We start from the raw sequence: 21,112 nt of genomic DNA, 5'->3' as shown, positions 1-21,112 counted from the left end.
CGAGGAGGCTCAACTCACGCCCCGCGTAAAGCGAGCACCTGTAGCGGAAATCAACTAGCACTCGCTAATTTTTAACGCCAGTCAAAAGGCTCAATGAAAAGAGCCAATCTAATATATTGACATCCCTTTTCTGATTTGATAATTTATTAATTAGATTTAGCACTCATCTTAATAGAGTGCTAACAGGGGTGATGAATGTTGTTAACAGATCGACAACTTCTAATTCTTCAAGTGATCATTGATGATTTTATCCTTTCAGCTCAGCCGGTGGGTTCCAGAAGTTTGTCCAAGAAGGATGAGATTTCGTTCAGCTCAGCTACCATTCGAAATGAAATGGCTGATTTGGAAGAACTGGGTTTTATTGAAAAAACACATACATCCTCAGGGCGAGTTCCGTCAGAAAAGGGATACCGATACTATGTGGATCACTTACTTTCTCCTCAAAAGCTAAAGAAAAATGATGTTCATGCATTACGTTCCATTTTTACTGAGCGCATGTATGAATTGGAGAAAGTGGTTCAGAAGTCGGCGAAGATCCTTTCAGAACTCACGAATTATACAACGATTGTATTAGGTCCTGATCTAAAGGAAAACAGGCTGAAAAAGATTCAATTGATTCCTCTTAACAAAGATACGGCCATTGCCATTATCGTCACGGATAACGGACATGTTGAAAATAAACTGTTCCATATCCCGCCGACAATGGATGCTTCAGAGCTAGAGAAGCTTGTTCACATATTAAATGACCGCTTGACGGGTGTACCGATCAGTGAATTGAACGATAAGATTTTTAAAGAAGTTGCTCTTTTACTCAAGGAGCACATTCAGAATTATGATTTTATCCTCCATTCCCTAACGGATTCCTTTAATCCAACGGTCACGGATAAGCTGTTCTTTGGAGGAAAGACCAATATCCTGAATCAACCCGAGTTTAATGATGTCCAAAAGGTCCGGATGCTTCTTGAAATGATCGAACAGGAAGAAAGCATCTACAACCTTATCCGTCCTTCGGCGACTGGAGTGAACATCAAGATCGGGAAGGAGAACGATCATCTTGCTATGGAGAATTGCAGTCTCATAACCGCTACTTATTCGATTGGTAAAGAACAATTAGGTTCCATTGCGATCATCGGGCCTACCCGCATGGAGTATTCCCGGGTCGTCAGTCTACTTAATTTCTTTTCAAACGATATGTCCAAGGTTCTGACGAAGCTGTATCAAAGTGGGGATTAGTGGACATATTGTATAAAGGAAAATAGGGCCTTGGAAGCGGTCTTTATCGGCCTTTCCGTGCCTTCAAATGAACGAGATCGAAGTGACATGGTCATATTTTTAAGGAGGTGAATGTTATGTCTGAAGAAACGAAACAAGAGCAGCAGGAAGCGAAAGAGGAAAACAGCGAAGTAGTGGAAGAAGTGTTCGCTGAAGAGCCTCAAGCTGAAGAAGCAGAAGAGCAGCAATCAGATGAGCTTTCACAATTAGAAGAAAAGCTGAATGAATCTGAAAATCGTTATCTTCGTCTGAGAGCCGATTTCGATAATTTCCGCCGTCGTGTCAACGTTGAAAATGAAGCGAAGGAAAAATATCGTGCTCAAGGATTGATTACGGAACTATTGCCGGCACTTGATAATTTCGAGCGTGCTTTAAATATAGAAGCTGATAATGAGCAAACGAAACAATTGCTTCAAGGAATGGAAATGGTTCACAGAAGTCTTGTTGAAGCCCTTAAGAAAGAGGGAGTGGAACCAATTGAAGCGGTTGGTCAGGAGTTTGACCCTCACTTGCACCAAGCAGTCATGCAAGTGGAAGATGAGAATTTCGACAGCAATGTCGTTGTCGAGGAATTCCAAAAGGGGTATAAGCTGAAAGACAGAGTAATTCGTCCTTCTATGGTGAAGGTCAGTCAATAATATAGACATTACATATACAAAATAGGGAGGTTTCTTACTATGAGTAAAATTATCGGTATTGACTTAGGTACAACAAACTCATGTGTATCAGTACTTGAAGGTGGAGAACCAAAAGTTATCGCAAATGCAGAAGGAAACCGCACGACTCCTTCGGTTGTTGCGTTCAAAAATGGTGAAAAGCAGGTTGGGGAAGTTGCAAAGCGTCAGGCTATCACAAACCCTAACACAATCATCTCAGTGAAACGTCACATGGGTACAGATCACAAGGTTGAAGCAGAAGGAAAAGAATATACACCACAAGAAATTTCAGCTATGATTCTTCAACACTTAAAATCATATGCGGAAGATTATCTTGGTGAAACAGTGGAGAAAGCAGTCATCACTGTTCCTGCTTACTTCAACGATGCAGAACGTCAGGCTACAAAAGACGCTGGTAAGATTGCAGGTCTAGAAGTTGAGCGTATCATCAATGAGCCGACTGCCGCTGCACTTGCTTACGGTCTTGACAAAATGGATCAAGATCAAACAATCCTTGTATATGACCTTGGTGGCGGTACGTTCGACGTATCTATCCTTGAACTTGGTGACGGTGTATTCGAAGTACGCTCTACTGCCGGTGACAACCGTCTTGGTGGAGATGACTTTGACCAAGTCATCATCGATTACCTTGTTGCTGAATTCAAGAAAGAGAACGGAATCGATCTTTCTAAAGATAAAATGGCTCTTCAACGTCTAAAAGACGCAGCTGAGAAAGCGAAGAAAGATTTATCTGGAGTGACTTCGACTCAAATCTCACTTCCATTCATCACGGCTGGAGAAGCAGGACCTCTTCACTTAGAAGTGACTCTTTCAAGAGCGAAATTCGATGAAATCTCTTCTGATCTTGTAGAGCGTACAATGGGGCCAACTCGTCAAGCAATGAAAGATGCTGGTCTTTCTGCAAGCGAAATCGATAAAATCATTCTTGTTGGTGGATCAACTCGTATACCTGCTGTACAAGAAGCAATTAGAAAAGAAACTGGTAAAGAGCCATCTAAAGGCGTTAACCCTGATGAAGTTGTAGCAATGGGTGCAGCGATCCAAGGTGGAGTTCTTACTGGAGACGTGAAAGATGTTGTTCTTCTTGACGTTACACCACTTTCACTTGGTATCGAAACAATGGGTGGCGTATCAACGAAGCTGATCGAGCGTAACACAACGATTCCAACGTCTAAATCTCAAACTTTCTCAACTGCTGCTGATAATCAAACAGCTGTTGATATTCACGTATTACAAGGTGAGCGCCCAATGGCTGCTGATAACAAAACGCTTGGTCGTTTCCAATTAGCGGACATTCCACCTGCACCACGTGGAGTACCACAAATCGAAGTGAAATTCGATATTGATAAAAACGGTATCGTGAATGTAAGTGCGAAAGACCTTGGAACAGGTAAAGAGCAAAACATCACAATCAAATCTTCAACAGGCCTTTCAGATGACGAAGTAGAACGTATGGTGAAAGAAGCCGAAGAAAATGCCGAAGCTGATAAAAAACGTAAAGAGGAAGTTGAACTTCGCAACGAAGCCGACCAACTTGTATTCCAAACGGAAAAAACGTTAAAAGACCTTGAAGGCAAAGTAGAAGAAGACGAAGTGAAAAAAGCGGAAGATGCGAAAGCAGAACTGAAAGAAGCGATCGAGAAAGATGATCTGGATCTTATCCGCGAAAAGAAAGATGCATTGCAGGAAATCGTTCAAAGCTTAACGATGAAGCTTTATGAGCAGGCTCAAGCGGAAGCACAAGCGGCTCAAGGAGCTGAAGGCGAAGCTTCGAAAGATGACGATGTAGTCGATGCTGAGTACGAAGAAGTAAACGACGACAAGAAATAATGTAGATTGAACGAAAAAGTCAAAGTCAGGGCGGTTCTTGGCTTTGACTTTTTCTATGAATGAAAGGACTCATTCATTGAACAGACACAATCAATTATGAGGAATGTTGAGTTTTTATTGATAATACTCAAAGCTCAATGTTAAAATAACCTTTATGCAAAGGATTCGGGAGTGGTGTTTTAATGAGTAAACGGGACTATTATGAGGTGCTTGGTGTAGGGAAAGATGCCTCAAAAGACGAAATGAAAAAAGCATACCGCAAGCTCTCCAAAAAATATCATCCGGATATTAATAAAGAAGCGGATGCGGATGAAAAGTTCAAAGAGATATCAGAAGCTTATGAAGTATTGAGCGATGATCAGAAGCGTGCTCAATACGATCGTTTCGGTCATACGGACCCTAATCAAGGATTCGGAGGCGGCGCAGACTTTGGCGGCGGCGGTTTCGGTGGTTTTGAAGACATCTTCAATACATTCTTCGGCGGCGGCGGTGGCCGCAGGCGAGACCCAAATGCCCCTAGACAAGGTGCCGACCTTCAGTACACGATGTCCTTGACTTTTGAAGAAGCGGTATTCGGAAAAGAGACAGAGATCGAGATTCCGAGAGAAGAAGAATGTGATACGTGTCACGGTTCCGGTGCGAAGCCTGGAACTAAGGTAAATACATGTTCACACTGTAACGGCTCGGGTCAGTTGAATGTAGAACAAAACACACCATTTGGTCGCATTGTGAACAGAAGGGTTTGTCACTACTGTAACGGTACAGGTAAACAAATCAAGGAAAAATGTTCAACATGTGGTGGAGCAGGGAAAGTTCAAAAACGACGTAAAATTTCTGTCAAGATTCCTGCAGGTATCGACGATGGACAGCAACTGCGTGTGACAGGTCAAGGGGAACCTGGTATAAACGGCGGCCCTGCCGGTGATCTGTATGTTGTCTTCCACGTACGCTCTCATGATTTCTTCGAGCGTAACGGAGATGATATTTATTGCGAAATGCCTGTGACATTTGCCCAAGCGGCGCTGGGTGATGAAATTGAAGTGCCGACACTGCACGGTAAAGTAAAGCTGAAAGTACCTGCGGGAACTCAGACAAGTACAAGATTCCGTCTGAAAGGCAAGGGTGTACCGAATGTGCGTGGATATGGTACTGGAGACCAGCATGTACAAGTGAAAGTGGTCACTCCTTCCAAGTTGACGGATAAACAAAAGCAATTATTGAGAGAGTTTGCGGACATCAGCGGCCAAGTTCCTGATGAGCAGCATGAAAGTTTTTTTGATAAAGTGAAAAAGGCCTTTAAAGGCGAATAATTAAAGATCGGAGTTGGTAGATCAATGAAATGGTCAGAAATCAGTATACTTACGACGAATGAAGCCATTGAGCCGATTTCAAACATTCTTCATGAATCAGGAGCAAGCGGTGTGGTCATAGAAGACCCTGCCGAGTTAATTAAGGAAAGAGAAGATATGTTTGGTGAGATCTACCAACTCAATCCTGATGATTATCCGACAGACGGCGTTTTAGTAAAGGCTTATTTACCGGTGAATAGTTTCCTTGGGGAAACCGTTGATGAGATCAAGCAGGGAATCACGAATCTCGTGACCTATGATATTGACATCGGTGAAAACAAAGTGGAAATTTCAGAGGTGAATGAAGAAGAATGGGCCACGGCATGGAAGAAATACTACCATCCAGTGAAAATTTCAGATAAGTTCACGATTGTTCCCACGTGGGAAGACTATATACCGGTTCATAGTGATGAACTCATCATCGAGCTGGACCCAGGCATGGCGTTTGGAACAGGAACTCACCCTACAACCGTTATGTGTATTCAAGCTCTTGAGAGAATCGTAATGGAACACGATTCTGTCATTGATGTTGGAACCGGTTCAGGAGTGTTATCCATTGCATCGGCTCTGTTAGCAGCTGATCAAGTTAGGGCATATGACCTGGATGAAGTGGCGGTCCGCTCAGCTAGATTGAATGTGAAGTTGAACAAGGTCCAGCAAACGGTGTCGGTGGATGCCAATAATCTACTGAATGGTGTGACCGGACAGGCAGATGTGATCGTAGCGAACATCCTGGCTGAAATCATCCTGCGTTTTACTAAGGATGCCTATGAACTTGTGAAGCCGGGTGGATATTTTATCACTTCCGGGATCATCCAGCCTAAAAAGCAAGAGGTGCGTGATTCATTGGAGGCGGCAGGTTTCAAGATCGAGGAAATTATGGTCATGGAAGACTGGGTTGCGATCATCGCGTGTAAGCCCGAGTAATACAAAGTAAAAACGGTGGAGTTGAAACTGAATGCAACGATATTTTATTAATAACGTATATCGAGAAAATGATCCAATCATGATAACGGGAGACGACTATCATCACATTGTACGAGTGATGAGAATGAAGGAATCGGATGAAGTATTTGTCGTCTTCAAGGATCAGGCATCAGCCATCACCCGTATTGAAACGATTTCCAGTGACGCAGTCGAGCTATCAATAGTACAATGGGAAACATCGACGAAAGAATTACCAATTAAAGTAACCATTGCGAGCGGACTGCCGAAAGGGGATAAATTGGAGTTGATTTTCCAAAAGGGAACAGAGCTTGGAGCCACTCAATTTATCCCTTTTAATGCGGATCGCTCCATTGTGAAATGGGACGATAAAAAAGCAAAGAAGAAGACGGAGCGTTGGGAGAAGATTGTGAAGGAAGCGGCTGAACAATCGCATAGACTGCTAGTCCCGGAAGTATCTGCGCCCGTTACACTCAAGCAATTGATTCAGGAACCGTTTGATTATAAACTTGTCGCTTATGAAGAAGATGCACGAGCCGGGGAGAAGGGGAACTTATATAAGGTACTCTCCTCTATTGAACCTGGACAGAGCATGCTCGTCGTATTCGGTCCAGAAGGCGGATTATCGGAAAAAGAAATAGAGCTGTTGAGGAGTGAGGGCTTTCTTACATGCGGCCTTGGCCCAAGAATTTTGAGAACAGAGACCGCTCCATTGTATGTACTCTCAGCCATCAGCTATCAATTAGAACTTATGAGGTGATTGCAATGCCATCAGTAGCGTTTCACACTCTAGGGTGTAAAGTGAACCACTACGAAACAGAAGCCATTTGGCAACTTTTTAAAGAAGAAGGATATGAACGTGTAGAGTATGATTCTATCGCAGACGTGTATGTCATCAATACATGTACGGTAACCAATACAGGAGATAAGAAGAGCAGGCAGGTCATCAGGCGTGCCATCCGAAAAAATCCTGACGGGGTCATCTGTGTAACCGGGTGCTATGCGCAAACATCACCTGCTGAAATCATGGCAATACCTGGTGTGGATGTCGTAGTAGGGACACAAGACCGAAGAAAAATGCTTACGTACATTGAAGAATATAAGAAAGAGCGTCAACCAATCAATGGTGTGACCAACATCATGAAGAACCGTGTCTACGAAGAGCTGGATGTTCCGGCATTCACAGACAGAACGCGTGCCTCTCTTAAAATCCAGGAAGGGTGCAACAACTTCTGTACGTTCTGTATCATTCCCTGGGCACGTGGACTGATGAGATCACGAGACCCTGAAGAAGTCATTCATCAAGCACAGCAGCTTGTTGATGCCGGATACAAAGAGATCGTCCTAACAGGGATTCATACCGGTGGATACGGAGAAGATATGAAAGACTATAACCTTGCAATGCTCCTTAAAGACTTGGAGCAGAAAGTGAAAGGTCTGAAGAGAATTCGAATTTCCTCCATTGAAGCAAGTCAATTGACGGACGAAGTGATTGAAGTGATCGATCAATCCAATATTGTCGTAAGGCATTTACATGTTCCACTTCAATCCGGCTCTAATACGGTCCTTAAGAGAATGCGAAGGAAGTATACGATGGAATTCTTTGCAGAGCGTTTAGAGAAACTGAAGAAGGCATTGCCTGGACTTGCCGTTACGTCTGATGTCATCGTCGGGTTTCCTGGTGAAACGGAAGAAGAATTCATGGAAACCTATAATTTCATCAAAGAACATAAATTCTCAGAGCTCCACGTCTTCCCTTATTCAAAACGGACAGGTACGCCTGCAGCCCGTATGGACGACCAGATTGATGAAGAAATCAAGAATGAACGTGTTCACCGCTTGATAGAATTGTCTAATCAATTAGCGAAAGAATATGCTTCGAAGTTTGAAAATGAAGTGTTAGAGGTCATTCCTGAAGAAATCTATCAAGATGATCTTTACGTGGGATATACCGATAATTACTTGAAAGTCGTTTTCCCGGCAACAGAAGACATGGTAGGAAAGCTTGTGAAGGTGAAGCTCACAAAAGCAGGTTATCCTTTAAACGAAGGGCAATTCGTACGTGTGCTTGAAGAGGCGGAAGAAAAAGCGGCAATCTAATAGTTGGAGGCACCTGACAGTGGTTGGGTGCCTTTTGTATATTATTTTTGTACAATAATACTTTGTAACCACGGTTCTTTTTTGTTCAGAATCAAATTATCTATTGATTAGTGCTGAAGAAGGTTGTAAACTATTATTGTTAATTAAATACATGCAATTGGATTTTTTTTTATACTAATAGTGCAAACGATTGCATTAAATGTAAGCGTTTGTATCTTATAATACGTTGATGAGGTGTTACGATGAAAAAGGCATGGCGCAAAGAGGCAGTGGGATATCAAATCTATCCGAGGAGTTTCCAGGATTCAAATGGTGACGGGATTGGGGATCTACAGGGAGTCATCCAGCGTTTGGATTATATCAAAGAATTGGGGATCGATGTGATCTGGATTTGTCCAATGTATAAGTCTCCAAATGATGATAACGGTTATGATATTTCAGATTATCAGGATATTATGGAAGACTTTGGTACGATGGCTGATTTCGATCAATTACTTCAAGAAGTTCACAAGAGAGAGATGAAATTGATCATTGACCTGGTACTCAATCATACAAGTGATGAACATCCTTGGTTCATCGAGTCCAAAAGTTCTAAAGATCATCCAAAGCGTGATTGGTATATTTGGAGAGACGGCAAAAAAGGCAAAGAACCGAATAACTGGGAAAGCATCTTTGGGGGATCTGCCTGGGAATATGATGAAGGAACAGATCAATATTTCCTGCATGTGTTCTCAACAAAGCAGCCTGATTTAAACTGGGAAAATGAAGAAGTGCGTGAAGCTCTTTATAATACAGTCAATTGGTGGCTGGATAAAGGAATTGACGGCTTCAGAATCGACGCCATCAGCCATATTAAGAAACGTCCAGGTCTTCCTGATATGCCAAATCCAAAGAAAGAGAAATATGTTTCTTCCTTTGACATGCATATGAACCAAAAGGGGATCCATACATTTCTGCAAGAGTTCAAAGACCGTACTTATGCCAACTATGATGTCATGTCTGTTGGAGAAGCAAACGGTGTAAAAGCAGATGAGGCTGAACTGTGGGTTGGGAAAGAAAAAGGGAAAATGGATATGATCTTCCAATTTGAGCATCTCGGGTTATGGGATGCTGAAACAAATCCCGACTTAGACATCGTTGAATTAAAGAAGGTACTCTCGAGGTGGCAAAAAGGTCTTGAAGGCAACGGCTGGAATGCATTATTCATTGAAAATCATGATAAGCCCCGCGTTGTTTCCACTTGGGGGAATGATAAAGAATATTGGAAAGAAAGTGCCACAGCGATGGCAGCCATGTATTTCCTTATGCAGGGAACTCCATTCATTTATCAGGGGCAAGAAATCGGCATGACCAACGTGCAATTCCCTTCCATTGAAGATTATGACGATGTGGCAGTAAAGAATCTTTATCGTCTGAAGCGTGAAGAAGGTGTACCGCATCAGGATATCATGGAAATCATTTGGGCTTCTTCCCGTGATAACAGCAGAACGCCTATGCAATGGTCGGATGAGAAAAACGGAGGATTCACGAGTGGTACGCCGTGGATGAAAGTGAATCCAAATTATAAGACGATCAATGTTGAAGCACAGGAAAAAGATAAACAGTCTATCCTGAACTTTTACAAAAAAATGATTTCACTTAAGAAAGAAGAGGATGTCTTTACGTACGGGGTGTATGATTTATTGCTTGAAAAAGACAAGCAAATTTATGCCTATACCCGCACTGGTGAAGATCAAACCATGATTGTCATCACGAACCTTTCCACTAAGGAAGCTGTGTGTGACCTGGATGAACTAAAGGTATCTTCATCGAATCTTCTGTTGAACAACTATGAAGTAGACAACCATGATGAGTTGAGCAAGCTAACCCTCAAACCATACGAGGCAAGAGTATACCGATTGAAATAATTTTCAGCAACACCCCCGGTCCAATCGACCGGGGGTGTTTTGTTTCTATTCATAGGGTTGTTTTTGTAACACTGTTGTTTTTGGATGTAGCGAGTTGTGGTTGATTTGCGCTCCAGGTGCTCGCTTTCCGCGGGGCTGGTGGTCAGCCACCTCGGGCTAAAGCCCTGTGGGGTCTTAAGACCCAGCTACTGCGGCTAGCCCCTCGAGGTCATAAGGCGAATCAACCCAAAACGAAAAAAATGCCTTTCCGGTTGATTCGCCTTATGCTTGTCGGGTCTGAGCAAGCCGCCTCCGCTTTTCGTCCTGTCCAGCGTTTCCCGCAGGGGTCGAGCACCTACAGCGAGAATTTTGCTGAGGAGGCCCGGCCGAACGTCCGTGGAAAATGAAGCAGTTCCCCTCACCCTCCAGCACATTCTCAATGACAGAGTATGTGAAAATAGTTTTTCAAGATAATCATAATCTTCGCGAAAACAACTATCCAAAATAATGAAAAGGTTTTCTTTATTTTGGGAGATACTATAAAATACTCGTCTTTTTCTCTTAGTTTTGGTATGATAAGAGAGGTACGGACAACTGCTAAAGGAGAGATAATGAATGACTATGAACATTGCAAGTATGATTGATCATACTTTACTTAAACCTGAATCAACAAAAGACCAAGTGGAGGTGCTTTGTCAGGAAGCGAAAGAATTTACATTCGCATCTGTGTGCGTAAATCCGACTTGGGTACAATATTCAAGTGAATTACTAAAAGGTACAGAAGTGAAAGTATGTACCGTGATCGGGTTCCCACTTGGGGCTTCTACACCTGAAACGAAAGCATTCGAAACAAAGGATGCCATCGAAAAAGGAGCAACTGAAGTCGACATGGTCATCAATATCGGTGCATTGAAAAGTGGAGACTTCGAATTAGTAAAGCGTGATATTGAAGCTGTAGTGGCTGCTTCTAAAGGAAAAGCGCTTTCTAAAGTCATCATCGAAACATGTCTTCTGACTGAAGAAGAAAAAGTAAAAGCATGTCAACTTTCTGTAGAAGCGGGAGCTGACTTTGTGAAAACATCAACTGGCTTCTCTACTGGCGGAGCAACTGTTGAAGATATCGCTTTAATGAGAAAAACGGTTGGACCTGATATCGGTGTGAAGGCTTCTGGAGGAGTACGTTCGGTAGAAGATGCACAAGCGATGATCGAAGCGGGGGCTACTCGTTTAGGAGCAAGCTCAGGCGTGAAAATTGTACAAGGATTAACAAGTGATTCAGATTATTAATTTAAAAAGCTGAACGGGGATAAGATTCCCTGTTCAGCTTTTTTTTTGGAGATGAATGGTTTCGATCAACTGCGCGAATTGACTGGCAAAAGGAAGGACAAGCAGGGAACAGAGGATGTTAAAGATGACACTGGCATGGGCCAATTGCAAATCAGCAGAATCTGCGAGCATCCGTACGATCATACTGAGTAACGGAATGAATGGGATGAATAGGGCTACGCCAATTACATTCAGCCAGATATGAGCGTATGCGGTCAGCTTAGCCTGGGTCCCACCACCGATGCTTGCGATAAAGGCTGTGATACACGTACCGACATTTGCGCCTAGCATGATGGTAATGCCTGCATGAAGGTCAATGGAACCTGCAGCCAGAAAACCCATCGTCACACCGGTTACGACGGTACTTGATTGAATGATGGCAGTCAATACGCATCCTATAAGTAAAGCAAGAATCATATGCTCGTTCACTTGAAGGATATAAGAGTGCAAGGACTCGTTGGTCGTCAAAGGCGTTGCGAGCCATTGAATGGCACGGATGGACGTAAAAATCAATCCGAACCCTACAAAAATCATACCGATACTCCTAACATGAGGAGATTTGAAGAAATACAACACGCACCCGATGATCATGGATGGGATAATAAGATAATTCATATCCAAAGTAAACATTTCCAAAGTGAAGGTGGTCCCGATATTCGAACCAAGCATGATGCCGATGGTTTGGCGAAAGGGAATCAGTCCCGATGAAGCAAGTCCAACGGTAAGAACCATGACGGCTGAGCTGCTATGGATAAACGCGGTGACAACCGTTCCTGTCATGACTCCTTTTAAAGGTGTGCTCGTAAGATAATGAAGCCATGTCTTGATTTTTTGATTCGCAATATTAAATAGGCCGGATCTCAGCCAGGTCATGCCGAATAAAAAACATAAGATAAAAAAAATAAAGGCAATCCCATGTAGAATCATTGAACTCCTCCTGTAAACCAGTACGATTAATATAAATGTATGGGGAGAATCAATGAGACATGCCTATTTATAAGAGTGTTTTATGATAAATTGTTGACCTGACACATATCATATATTATAATGGCAAAGTACATGGATTTCTTTATCACATAGAGAAATTCATCCAAGAAAGACATACACTTTCTGTCCCCTTGTGACAATACAGCAAGGGCAAAGCCATAACCTATTGGTGAAGTAAAGGGACGTCAGATAATTCTGCGTCTTAAGAAATTGGTACAAACCATTTCTTGACTTGAACATGTAAGTGTAGTGTGTTCGGAGGGAGGGAAAGAGAGATGTCAAAAACAGTTGTTCGTAAAAACGAATCGCTTGAAGATGCTCTTCGTCGCTTCAAACGCTCAGTTTCTAAAACAGGAACTTTACAAGAGTTTAGAAAGCGCGAATTTTATGAAAAGCCAAGCGTAAAACGCAAAAAGAAATCAGAAGCTGCAAGAAAGCGTAAGTTCTAAGAGAGGGTGTAAGTATGAGTCTTCTCAATCGTTTAAATGATGATATGAAACAAGCGATGAAAAATAAAGAAAAAGAGAAGCTTTCCGTTATCCGCATGCTCAAGGCTTCCCTTCAAAATGAAGCCATTAAACATGGGAAACAGGAACTCTCTGAAGACGAAGAGTTGACTGTCCTTTCTCGAGAAGTGAAGCAACGGAAAGACTCCCTCCAGGAATTTCAAAACGCTGGTCGCGATGACCTCGTTGAAAAAATTCAAACAGAACTGACTTACGTCGAAATATATATGCCTAAACAGCTTTCAGAAGAAGAAGTCTCAGCCATCGTTCAACAAACGGTTGCTGAGGTGGGTGCTACTTCTAAAGCCGACATGGGTAAAGTGATGGGGGCAATCATGCCTAAATTAAAAGGGAAAGCCGATGGAGCTCTCGTCAACAAACTTGTTCTTCAACATTTATCATAAGATTAAAGAAACCGGAAAGCTTTAATGCTTTCCGGTTTTTTTAAACCGATTTTAGTGGTTGCGTATTTTGTCATCAGAATTTCAAAAAAGATGAAACTTTTTTAATGGGTCATCCGTACATAAAGTATCAAGGAATATTATCTGAAACGAGGGGGTTAAGTTGAGAAGAGGTATTCTTATCTTATGGATGTTGATCCTTGGGTGCACCTTTCTGCATCCTCTTGTCAGTTCTGCAGAGAATTCTGATAAGGTATACGTGATTCCCATCCAGAAAGAGGTCGAAAGGGGTCTTCATGCATTTTTGGAAAGAGCGATCAAAGATGCGGAAGATCATAATGCTGAACTGATTATTTTTGATATCGATACACCCGGGGGATTGGTTGATGCAGCCGGGGACATCGGGCAGCTCATGGATAACGTCGACACAAAGACCATTGCGTTTGTGAATGACCATGCACTGTCTGCAGGAGCATTCATTTCCTTACATGCCGATGAAATCTATATGGTACCGAATGGACAAATGGGTGCTGCGGCCGTGATAGACCAGGCGGGAAATGCGGCTGATAAAAAGGCTCAAAGCTACTGGTTGTCCGCTATGAAAAGTGCTGCTGAATCAAATGGGAGAGACCCTCAATATGCTCTAGCCATGGCTGATGAGTCACTCGTCATCGAAGATCTCGGGATTGAAAAAGGTGAACTATTAACCCTGGGTTCAAAGGAAGCAAAGCAAATCGGCTATTCTGAGGGGACCGTACGAAACCTCGATGAATTATATGAGACTCTAGGGGTAGAGAAATCCTCTGTAAATAGAGTGGATGAGACGTTTGCGGAAAGCCTCGCCCGCTTCATCACCAACCCTGTCGTCGTGCCGATCCTTCTGTCGCTTGCGAGTATAGGGTTGATAGTGGAGCTGTATTCACCCGGTTTTGGAGTTGCCGGTTCTATCGGCTTGATTTCCCTTGTATTATTCTTTTATGGACACTTGGTTGCAGGGCTTGCAGGATATGAAACCATCCTTCTTTTCGTTATTGGGATCATTCTCATCGTGGCGGAGTTCTTTCTCCCTGGTGGAATTGCGGGAGGTCTCGGTTTAGGGGCGATCGTTGCAAGTATTATGTTGGCTGGGGGCGATATGATGCAAATGGGTATATCGGTTCTGATCGCGTTATTGATTGCCGTTGCGACAGTGATTATCTTTGCAAAGGTGTTTGGTAAAAAAATGAAATTCTTCAACAAGATCATTTTAAATGATTCCACCAGCACAGAAAGTGGGTATGTATCGAATGCCAATCGATTGGATTTGATCGGAAAAGAAGGCGTGACCAAAACCCCTTTAAGACCATCAGGTACTGTGATCGTGGAAGATGAAAGAATCGATGCTGTTACTGAAGGTGGATTTATCAAAGCAGGTGAAAAGGTTAAGATTGTAAAAGTGGAAGGTTCAAGGATTGTAGTAAGAGATATTTCATAATACTTTAGGAGGTAAGAAATATGGTAATAGGTCCAAGTACGATTTTACTGCTCGTTGCCATTGTAGTGGGCATTATCGTTTTAGCCGTTTTATTTACATTTGTACCAGTGATGCTGTGGATTTCAGCGATTGCGGCAGGTGTAAGAATCAGTATTTTCACATTAGTAGGGATGAGGTTAAGACGTGTTATCCCGAGCCGTGTGATCAATCCATTAATTAAAGCCCATAAAGCAGGAATTACGGTCACAATCAATCAGCTTGAAAGTCACTATCTTGCCGGAGGAAATGTAGACCGTGTCGTAAATGCGTTAATCGCTGCTCACCGTGCAAACATTGAATTGACGTTTGAACGTTGTGCTGCCATTGACCTTGCAGGTCGTGACGTGCTGGAAGCGGTTCAAATGAGCGTTAATCCAAAAGTGATCGAAACACCATTCATTGCCGGTGTGGCAATGGATGGAATTGAAGTGAAAGCCAAAGCGCGTATTACGGTTCGTGCAAATATAGACCGCCTAGTAGGGGGTGCCGGTGAAGAAACGATCGTTGCCCGTGTAGGGGAAGGAATTGTATCCACGATCGGTTCATCTGACAATCACAAGAAGGTACTGGAAAATCCGGATTTGATTTCTCAAACAGTTCTTTCAAAAGGCCTGGATGCAGGTACTGCATTTGAAATTCTCTCGATTGATATCGCGGACGTTGATATCGGTAAGAATATCGGAGCTGAACTGCAAACAGAGCAAGCAGAGGCAGATAAAAACATCGCTCAGGCAAAAGCGGAAGAACGAAGAGCAATGGCCGTGGCCAATGAGCAGGAAATGAAAGCAAGGGTAGAAGAGATGAGAGCGAAGGTTGTGGAAGCAGAAGCAGAAGTACCACTCGCTATGGCTGAAGCCCTTAGGTCAGGCAACATCGGCGTGATGGACTATATGAACTTGAAGAACATTGATGCTGATACAGAGATGAGAGACTCGATCGGAAAACTGACAGGGGATAAAAAAGATCCGAAAAGCGATAAGTAATCTTCCTTTGTCTAGAAAGGAGTTTTCTCCATGGAACCATTGATCATTGCTATATTGATCGGACTCGTTACATCCATATTCAATAAAGTGAAACAGCCGCCTTCCAATAAGCCGAGGCAGAAACCGATTCAAACAGCCTCTCCGGCTTCCCCGTCCACGCATGATAGAAGGGATAGGGGAGTAGAAAGAGAACGGGAAAGAGCGAGGCAGAGTAAGCCCAGATCAACCAGAGAGCCCATGAAAGAGGCAGTATCATCCATTCAAACCCGTTTAGAAGATAGGAAGAGGGAGGCGGAAATAACCAGCCTCAAGGAACAAGAAGAACGTTATTCCCGGAAACTTGAAGCCCATCAGACCCGGGCCAGGAAGATTCGGGAGGACCACCGTCCCCTCACACTTGATTTCAAAAATGAAGATGATATCGTAAAAGGATTTATTTATTCAGAGGTATTCGGACCTCCGAGATCGAAAAAACGTCATCATCAAAAATAAGAGTGATGAAACCCCTTTTCATTTCATAAATATGAGATGAAAGGGGGTTCTTTTTTATGGCGAAAAGCTTTTTACAACATATGCGTAAATGGATGACGCAGACGATGGATTTACCCGAAGATGTCATGATGGACCTTCCTCGCGTCACAATGATTGGACAAATTCATATCTATATAGAGAACCATCGGGGGCTTTTGACCTTCACAGATCGAGAGGTGAGGCTTCTGTTGAAACAGGGACAACTGCTTATAAAAGGGGAACAATTTGTCATCAAGATGATTCTTCCGGAAGAAATTCTCCTTCAGGGAAAGATCGTAGAAGTGATCTATTTAGAACAATAGGAGGGAAGGATTTGAAGAATCAGTGGTTCACCTTTTTAAAGGGAAAAGTATTCGTGAAAATGGAAGGTAGATTAGTCGAACGGGTCATCAACCAATTACTCCGTGCCGATATCGCAATCTGGAATGTAAGGAGAGCGGGAACGGAGACCATCACCTTTTACTTATCCTTAGAAGATGTACATAACTTCAGAAGAGCGGTTCGGGCATCAGGGTGTAAAGTGACATTTCTAAGAGGTCAGGGGGTGCCTTTTCTATTTAAAAGATCTTTAAAGAATTCGGGTTTCATGATTGGCGGGGTGGCATTCTTCATTATCGTTTTCCTTCTTTCCAATATGGTGTGGGACATACAAATCAAGGGTGCGTCGCCTCAAACTGAACACAGTATACGCAAGGAACTGAAGGAGATGGGGGTTTCAAAGGGGAAGATGCAATTCTCGATTCCGGATGTAGAGAACATTCAGCGGGAATTATCCTTCAGGATGAATAACATCACATGGGTTGGGGTGGAATTGCAAGGGACAACCTTCCACTTTCAGGTAGTGGAGAAAAACGCTCCTGAAGCACCTGAGTCTACAGGTCTTCAACATATAGTCGCAAAAAAGAAAGCCATTATCACTGACATGTTCGTTGAGGAAGGGGACCCCCAGGTGAGTGTCAATGACTACGTCAATAAAGGTCAGCTTCTCGTATCCGGTTTGATCGGGAATGAGAAAGAACCCAAAGGTGTATCTGCCAAAGCGAAGATACTCGGGGAAACCTGGTACAAGACGTCGGTTGAGCTTCCATTGAAGTCACGATTTGCCGTATTCAGCGGCAATGAGAAACGAAAACACTATTTGGGTTTCGGTTCACTTGATATTCCGATATGGGGATTCGGGAAAACGGAGTTTAAAAATGTCGTAGTTGAGGAAACGAAGAAAAACCTGCGTTTTCTAAAATGGGAGCTCCCAATTTATTATATTGACCGTAGCATGAAAGAAAAAGAAGATGTGGAGAGAACCTATACGAAATCAGAAGCCATAAACGCTGCCAAAAAACTTGCCAAAAGTAACCTTGAGTCCTCCATCCCGGAAGATGCAGAAATCAGAGGGGAAAAAATTTTGCAAGAAAAGGTTGAGAATGGTAAAGTTAGGGTAACCATTCACTTCAAAGTGATTGAAAACATTGCAGTAGGACAACCAATTATTCAAGGAGACTAACGAATGTCAGATGAAATCTTAATGAAATTACAACTTGAAAACCCTAATGAAGCTATTGCTTTGTTCGGTGTTTCAGATTCTCACCTTAAATTAATAGAACAGGAATTAAACGTTTCAATTGTAACAAGAGGCGAAGAATTGCTGGTTTCGGGTAGTGAAAAAGATGTAAATCTCGCTCTTGATATTTCTGATCGGCTGGTGGCAGTGATCCGTAAAGGGATCAATATCGGCCAACGTGACGTCCATTATGCCATCGAAATGGGCAGACAGGGGACGCTTGAATATTTTACAGAGTTGTACAATGAAGAAATTACAAAGAATGCAAAAGGTAAATCGATCCGGGTAAAAACCCTCGGACAGCGCCAATATATCCAATCCATCAAGAAGCATGATATGGTATTTGGAATCGGTCCCGCCGGTACAGGAAAGACCTATTTAGCCGTCGTCATGGCCGTTCATGCCCTGAAGAATGGACAGGTCAAGAAGATCATCCTGACAAGGCCGGCTGTAGAAGCAGGTGAGAGCCTCGGCTTTCTTCCAGGAGATTTAAAGGAAAAGGTGGACCCTTACCTTCGTCCCCTTTATGATGCCCTGCATGATGTTTTGGGAGCAGAACATACCGCCCGTTTGATCGAGAGAGGTACCATTGAAATCGCCCCACTTGCTTATATGAGGGGACGTACACTGGATGATGCGTTTGTGATTCTGGATGAAGCACAGAATACAACAAAGGCGCAAATGAAAATGTTCTTAACAAGACTTGGTTTCGATTCAAAGATGATCATCACAGGAGACCGCTCACAGGTGGATCTGCCACGCGGAAGCGAGTCAGGATTGATTTCTTCAGAACGAATATTAAAAGATGTTAAAGGAGTATCGTTCATTTACCTTGATCAGGCCGACGTGGTGCGTCATCCGTTGGTCGCGAAAATCATCGATGCATATGAAACAAGTGAAAAATAGACATAACAGAGATTGATCCGATAGGTCCATGCCCCTTTTAAAGATGCGGTATGTACAGGATCAATCTTTTTTTATGATGCTATACATAGATAAATCAGACAAAAACTGTTATCATTTTACATAATTACTAAAACTTTTTGATAATGTTGTTTAGCTTTGTATTTACATAACAGGGGGTTCTTTATGCAAACTCACCCATTTCTACTTAAAATAAGGAGCTTTCTAAGCTACCGGCTGTTTACAAATCTTCTCTTTGTATTACTTGGTATCATTGTGTTCGGTGTTTTATATGGGAATGTGAAGCCGAAAACGCTGGATATCAACTTGTATGAAGATGCCCCAACAACGATAAGGGCCCCAAAGAAATTCGTCGACGAGGAAGCCACTGCCAAGAAGAAGGAAGAAGCAAAGGCAGAAGTGGCGAATGTATATACATCAAAGCAAGGAGCAATCGACAACTCTGTTTCATTGCTTCATTCTCTTATGGAAAGTGTCATAGAAGTGAAGGCAGAGTCGAAACAGCTGCCGGTGGGAGAAGATAACCTAAAACCCGCACCTTCACCGGATATCGATGAACAGCTGAAGCTTTTAAAGGCTAAGTTGCCAGAGGATAAAAATAATGTTACGAACAGCCTCAGCGATGACGTATTAAAAACGCTCCTTGAAGCGTCTGAAGATGACTTGTCAAGGGTTGAAACGATCGTCACTACACAGATGAAAATCATCATGGAAAATGGTGTGAAAGAAGAAGAGTTGAATGAAGCGAAATTGAACCTGGAACAGCGCATCACTAACTATTCGTTCAAAGGTGATTTATCCACGGCAGCTGTCAAATTGGGGAAAGTCGCCCTTGAGCCGACCCTTTTATATGATGCTGAAAAAACGGATGAGTTAAAAAAACTCGCCGAAGCAAACGTAGAAAAAGTGGAAATCATTGAAGGGGGGGTCATCGTGGAAGATGGTGAACTGATCACCCCAAAAAAATACAGTATCCTGAAATCTTTGGGAATGGTAGAGAATACGTTTTCCTTCAGGCCGTATATCGGACTGACTCTCTTCGTCCTTGTTGTAATCAGTTCGTTGTATTATTTCTTCTACACACTTGAAGTGACCGAGGAACGAAAGCAAAATTACTTGATTCTGACAAGTATCGTTTTCGTCATCTCCCTTCTGATCATGAAGATTGTCGGACTCATTGAACAGCTGGAAATCAATGATATTGCCTTCATACTTCCCGCAGCATTTACGGGAATGATATTAAGAATTTTACTGAATGAGCGGATCGCCATGATGATGGTGTTCATCCTTTCTGCCTGCTCCAGTATTGTATTTCATCAACAATTCTCCGGGTCCATCGATATTGAAATCGCCATTTATACGTTATTTAGTGGAGTATCCGGGATTCTATTTCTGGTCAGCCGCAATCAGCGCTCGAATATCCTGAGGGCAGGAATATATGTTTCTTTTGTCAATATCCTAATCCTTGGATTCTTGATTCTTTTAAGCGGTACATCTTATTCAAATACTGAATATGTGTATTATCTTGTATTTGCCCTTGTATCCGGAATTAGTTCCTCCATCCTGACGATCGGTTTCCTGCCGTTTTTCGAAGCGGGTTTTGGTATCCTGTCCTCGATGAGGCTTGTGGAATTGTCGAGCCCTACACAGCCGTTGTTGAAGAAGCTACTTACCGATGCCCCTGGCACCTATCATCACAGTGTGATGGTGGCGAACCTTGCTGAAGCTGCATGTGAGTCCATCGGGGCAAACGGATTACTGGCGCGTGTCGGGTGCTACTATCACGATGTCGGAAAGTCGAAACGACCGCATTTCTTTATTGAAAATCAACTCAACATGGAAAATCCCCATGATAGGGTCTCGCCTGAAACAAGCAGGGATGTTATTATTAGTCATGCTTCAGATGGCGCGGAAATGCTCCGAAAACATAAACTGCCAAAAGAAATCGTCGACATTGCCGAGCAGCATCACGGAACGACACTGCTGAAATTTTTCTATTATAAGGCGAAAGAACAAGGGAAAGATGTTAAGGAAGAAGACTATCGTTATCCCGGTCCTAAACCCAAGACCCGGGAAGCTGCCGTCATCAGCATCGCAGATAGTGTAGAAGCAGCTGTAAGGTCTAAAAAATCTCCCACGCAGGCGGAAATTCAGCAGCTTGTTCATTCGATTGTACAGGACCGCCTGCAGGATGGTCAGTTTAACGAATGCGATATATCAATGAAGCAATTAGAAACCGTGAAAAGGTCCCTTTGTGAAACGCTGAATGGAATTTTCCATCCGAGGATTGAGTATCCTGAACTTCAAGCAAAAGGAGAGTAAAG

General features: G+C 42.9%; 19 protein-coding genes. 18 read left to right on the top strand and 1 reads right to left on the bottom strand.

Going from position 1 to position 21,112, the window contains the following annotated elements:
- Nucleotides 1-198 precede the first annotated feature (198 nt).
- The 9 genes from hrcA (at nucleotide 199) to deoC (ending at nucleotide 11,346) form a co-directional block, all read left to right on the top strand.
- Nucleotides 199-1,233, top strand: a complete 1,035-nt coding sequence (gene hrcA, locus ACIGG7_RS06585; RefSeq protein ID WP_224941280.1) for a heat-inducible transcriptional repressor HrcA — start codon at nucleotides 199-201, stop codon at nucleotides 1,231-1,233.
- 116 nt (nucleotides 1,234-1,349) lie between these two features.
- Nucleotides 1,350-1,910 carry a nucleotide exchange factor GrpE gene (gene grpE / locus ACIGG7_RS06580; RefSeq protein WP_224940080.1) on the top strand — a complete coding sequence of 187 codons (561 nt, stop codon included), beginning with the start codon at nucleotides 1,350-1,352 and terminating at the stop codon, nucleotides 1,908-1,910.
- 39 nt (nucleotides 1,911-1,949) lie between these two features.
- Nucleotides 1,950-3,779, top strand: a complete 1,830-nt coding sequence (dnaK, locus tag ACIGG7_RS06575) for a molecular chaperone DnaK (RefSeq protein ID WP_079531748.1) — start codon at nucleotides 1,950-1,952, stop codon at nucleotides 3,777-3,779.
- A gap of 182 nt (nucleotides 3,780-3,961) precedes the next feature.
- Nucleotides 3,962-5,089, top strand: a complete 1,128-nt coding sequence (gene dnaJ, locus ACIGG7_RS06570) for a molecular chaperone DnaJ (protein ID WP_299738526.1) — start codon at nucleotides 3,962-3,964, stop codon at nucleotides 5,087-5,089.
- Between the two features lie 24 nt (nucleotides 5,090-5,113).
- The gene (gene prmA, locus ACIGG7_RS06565) at nucleotides 5,114-6,055 is read left to right on the top strand and encodes a 50S ribosomal protein L11 methyltransferase (protein WP_397549209.1); all 942 of its coding nucleotides are present in this window, start codon (nucleotides 5,114-5,116) and stop codon (nucleotides 6,053-6,055) included.
- A 31-nt stretch (nucleotides 6,056-6,086) separates the two neighbouring features.
- Nucleotides 6,087-6,833 (top strand): 16S rRNA (uracil(1498)-N(3))-methyltransferase, encoded by a 747-nt coding sequence (locus ACIGG7_RS06560; protein ID WP_397549208.1) that lies wholly within the window; start codon nucleotides 6,087-6,089, stop codon nucleotides 6,831-6,833.
- A 5-nt stretch (nucleotides 6,834-6,838) separates the two neighbouring features.
- On the top strand, nucleotides 6,839-8,173 hold the full coding sequence (gene mtaB / locus ACIGG7_RS06555) for a tRNA (N(6)-L-threonylcarbamoyladenosine(37)-C(2))-methylthiotransferase MtaB (protein WP_397549207.1): 1,335 nt from the start codon (nucleotides 6,839-6,841) through the stop codon (nucleotides 8,171-8,173).
- A gap of 242 nt (nucleotides 8,174-8,415) precedes the next feature.
- Nucleotides 8,416-10,080, top strand: coding sequence for a glycoside hydrolase family 13 protein (locus tag ACIGG7_RS06550; protein WP_397549206.1), 1,665 nt, complete (start codon nucleotides 8,416-8,418; stop codon nucleotides 10,078-10,080).
- A 594-nt stretch (nucleotides 10,081-10,674) separates the two neighbouring features.
- Nucleotides 10,675-11,346, top strand: coding sequence for a deoxyribose-phosphate aldolase (gene deoC, locus ACIGG7_RS06545; RefSeq protein WP_224940086.1), 672 nt, complete (start codon nucleotides 10,675-10,677; stop codon nucleotides 11,344-11,346).
- A 33-nt stretch (nucleotides 11,347-11,379) separates the two neighbouring features.
- Here the strand turns inward: deoC and ACIGG7_RS06540 are convergent, their stop codons facing one another.
- Nucleotides 11,380-12,312, bottom strand: a complete 933-nt coding sequence (locus tag ACIGG7_RS06540) for a Na/Pi symporter (RefSeq protein ID WP_397549205.1) — start codon at nucleotides 12,310-12,312, stop codon at nucleotides 11,380-11,382.
- A gap of 335 nt (nucleotides 12,313-12,647) precedes the next feature.
- On the opposite strand from ACIGG7_RS06540, the gene rpsU reads away from it, so the two are divergent.
- The 9 genes from rpsU to ACIGG7_RS06495 all read left to right on the top strand — a co-directional run bounded on the left by rpsU (nucleotide 12,648) and on the right by ACIGG7_RS06495 (nucleotide 21,110).
- The gene (gene rpsU, locus ACIGG7_RS06535; RefSeq protein ID WP_032087602.1) at nucleotides 12,648-12,821 is read left to right on the top strand and encodes a 30S ribosomal protein S21; all 174 of its coding nucleotides are present in this window, start codon (nucleotides 12,648-12,650) and stop codon (nucleotides 12,819-12,821) included.
- Between the two features lie 14 nt (nucleotides 12,822-12,835).
- On the top strand, nucleotides 12,836-13,282 hold the full coding sequence (locus ACIGG7_RS06530) for a GatB/YqeY domain-containing protein (RefSeq protein ID WP_397549204.1): 447 nt from the start codon (nucleotides 12,836-12,838) through the stop codon (nucleotides 13,280-13,282).
- Between the two features lie 160 nt (nucleotides 13,283-13,442).
- Nucleotides 13,443-14,753: an NfeD family protein gene (locus tag ACIGG7_RS06525; RefSeq protein ID WP_397549203.1), complete on the top strand. Its 1,311-nt coding sequence runs from the start codon at nucleotides 13,443-13,445 to the stop codon at nucleotides 14,751-14,753.
- Nucleotides 14,754-14,779: 26 nt separating this feature from the next.
- On the top strand, nucleotides 14,780-15,775 hold the full coding sequence (gene floA, locus ACIGG7_RS06520; RefSeq protein WP_201713706.1) for a flotillin-like protein FloA: 996 nt from the start codon (nucleotides 14,780-14,782) through the stop codon (nucleotides 15,773-15,775).
- Nucleotides 15,776-15,805: 30 nt separating this feature from the next.
- Nucleotides 15,806-16,267: a hypothetical protein gene (locus ACIGG7_RS06515; RefSeq protein WP_224940090.1), complete on the top strand. Its 462-nt coding sequence runs from the start codon at nucleotides 15,806-15,808 to the stop codon at nucleotides 16,265-16,267.
- 56 nt (nucleotides 16,268-16,323) lie between these two features.
- Complete coding sequence (gene yqfC / locus ACIGG7_RS06510) at nucleotides 16,324-16,608, top strand: sporulation protein YqfC (RefSeq protein WP_224940091.1); 285 nt, start codon at nucleotides 16,324-16,326, stop codon at nucleotides 16,606-16,608.
- An 11-nt stretch (nucleotides 16,609-16,619) separates the two neighbouring features.
- The gene (gene yqfD / locus ACIGG7_RS06505) at nucleotides 16,620-17,807 is read left to right on the top strand and encodes a sporulation protein YqfD (RefSeq protein ID WP_224940092.1); all 1,188 of its coding nucleotides are present in this window, start codon (nucleotides 16,620-16,622) and stop codon (nucleotides 17,805-17,807) included.
- A gap of 3 nt (nucleotides 17,808-17,810) precedes the next feature.
- Complete coding sequence (locus ACIGG7_RS06500; protein WP_224940093.1) at nucleotides 17,811-18,770, top strand: PhoH family protein; 960 nt, start codon at nucleotides 17,811-17,813, stop codon at nucleotides 18,768-18,770.
- 183 nt (nucleotides 18,771-18,953) lie between these two features.
- A complete protein-coding gene (locus tag ACIGG7_RS06495) occupies nucleotides 18,954-21,110 on the top strand; it encodes an HD family phosphohydrolase (RefSeq protein WP_397549202.1) in 2,157 nt (718 codons plus the stop codon).
- Nucleotides 21,111-21,112 lie beyond the last annotated feature (2 nt).

Source organism: Rossellomorea sp. NPDC077527 (assembly GCF_044542955.1).
GTDB lineage: Bacteria > Bacillota > Bacilli > Bacillales > Bacillaceae_B > Rossellomorea > Rossellomorea aquimaris_E.
Note: the sequence above shows the minus strand (reverse complement) of the source record. Positions and strands in the feature narration are given on the sequence as shown.

Coding starts and splice junctions, on each gene's coding strand:
- grpE (WP_224940080.1), top strand. CDS start 1,350: ATGTCTGAAGAAACGAAACAAGAGCAGCAGGAAGCGAAAGAGGAAAAC.
- dnaK (WP_079531748.1), top strand. CDS start 1,950: ATGAGTAAAATTATCGGTATTGACTTAGGTACAACAAACTCATGTGTA.
- dnaJ (WP_299738526.1), top strand. CDS start 3,962: ATGAGTAAACGGGACTATTATGAGGTGCTTGGTGTAGGGAAAGATGCC.
- prmA (WP_397549209.1), top strand. CDS start 5,114: ATGAAATGGTCAGAAATCAGTATACTTACGACGAATGAAGCCATTGAG.
- ACIGG7_RS06560 (WP_397549208.1), top strand. CDS start 6,087: ATGCAACGATATTTTATTAATAACGTATATCGAGAAAATGATCCAATC.
- mtaB (WP_397549207.1), top strand. CDS start 6,839: ATGCCATCAGTAGCGTTTCACACTCTAGGGTGTAAAGTGAACCACTAC.
- ACIGG7_RS06550 (WP_397549206.1), top strand. CDS start 8,416: ATGAAAAAGGCATGGCGCAAAGAGGCAGTGGGATATCAAATCTATCCG.
- deoC (WP_224940086.1), top strand. CDS start 10,675: ATGACTATGAACATTGCAAGTATGATTGATCATACTTTACTTAAACCT.
- ACIGG7_RS06540 (WP_397549205.1), bottom strand. CDS start 12,312: ATGATTCTACATGGGATTGCCTTTATTTTTTTTATCTTATGTTTTTTA.
- rpsU (WP_032087602.1), top strand. CDS start 12,648: ATGTCAAAAACAGTTGTTCGTAAAAACGAATCGCTTGAAGATGCTCTT.
- ACIGG7_RS06530 (WP_397549204.1), top strand. CDS start 12,836: ATGAGTCTTCTCAATCGTTTAAATGATGATATGAAACAAGCGATGAAA.
- ACIGG7_RS06515 (WP_224940090.1), top strand. CDS start 15,806: ATGGAACCATTGATCATTGCTATATTGATCGGACTCGTTACATCCATA.
- yqfC (WP_224940091.1), top strand. CDS start 16,324: ATGGCGAAAAGCTTTTTACAACATATGCGTAAATGGATGACGCAGACG.
- ACIGG7_RS06500 (WP_224940093.1), top strand. CDS start 17,811: ATGTCAGATGAAATCTTAATGAAATTACAACTTGAAAACCCTAATGAA.
- ACIGG7_RS06495 (WP_397549202.1), top strand. CDS start 18,954: ATGCAAACTCACCCATTTCTACTTAAAATAAGGAGCTTTCTAAGCTAC.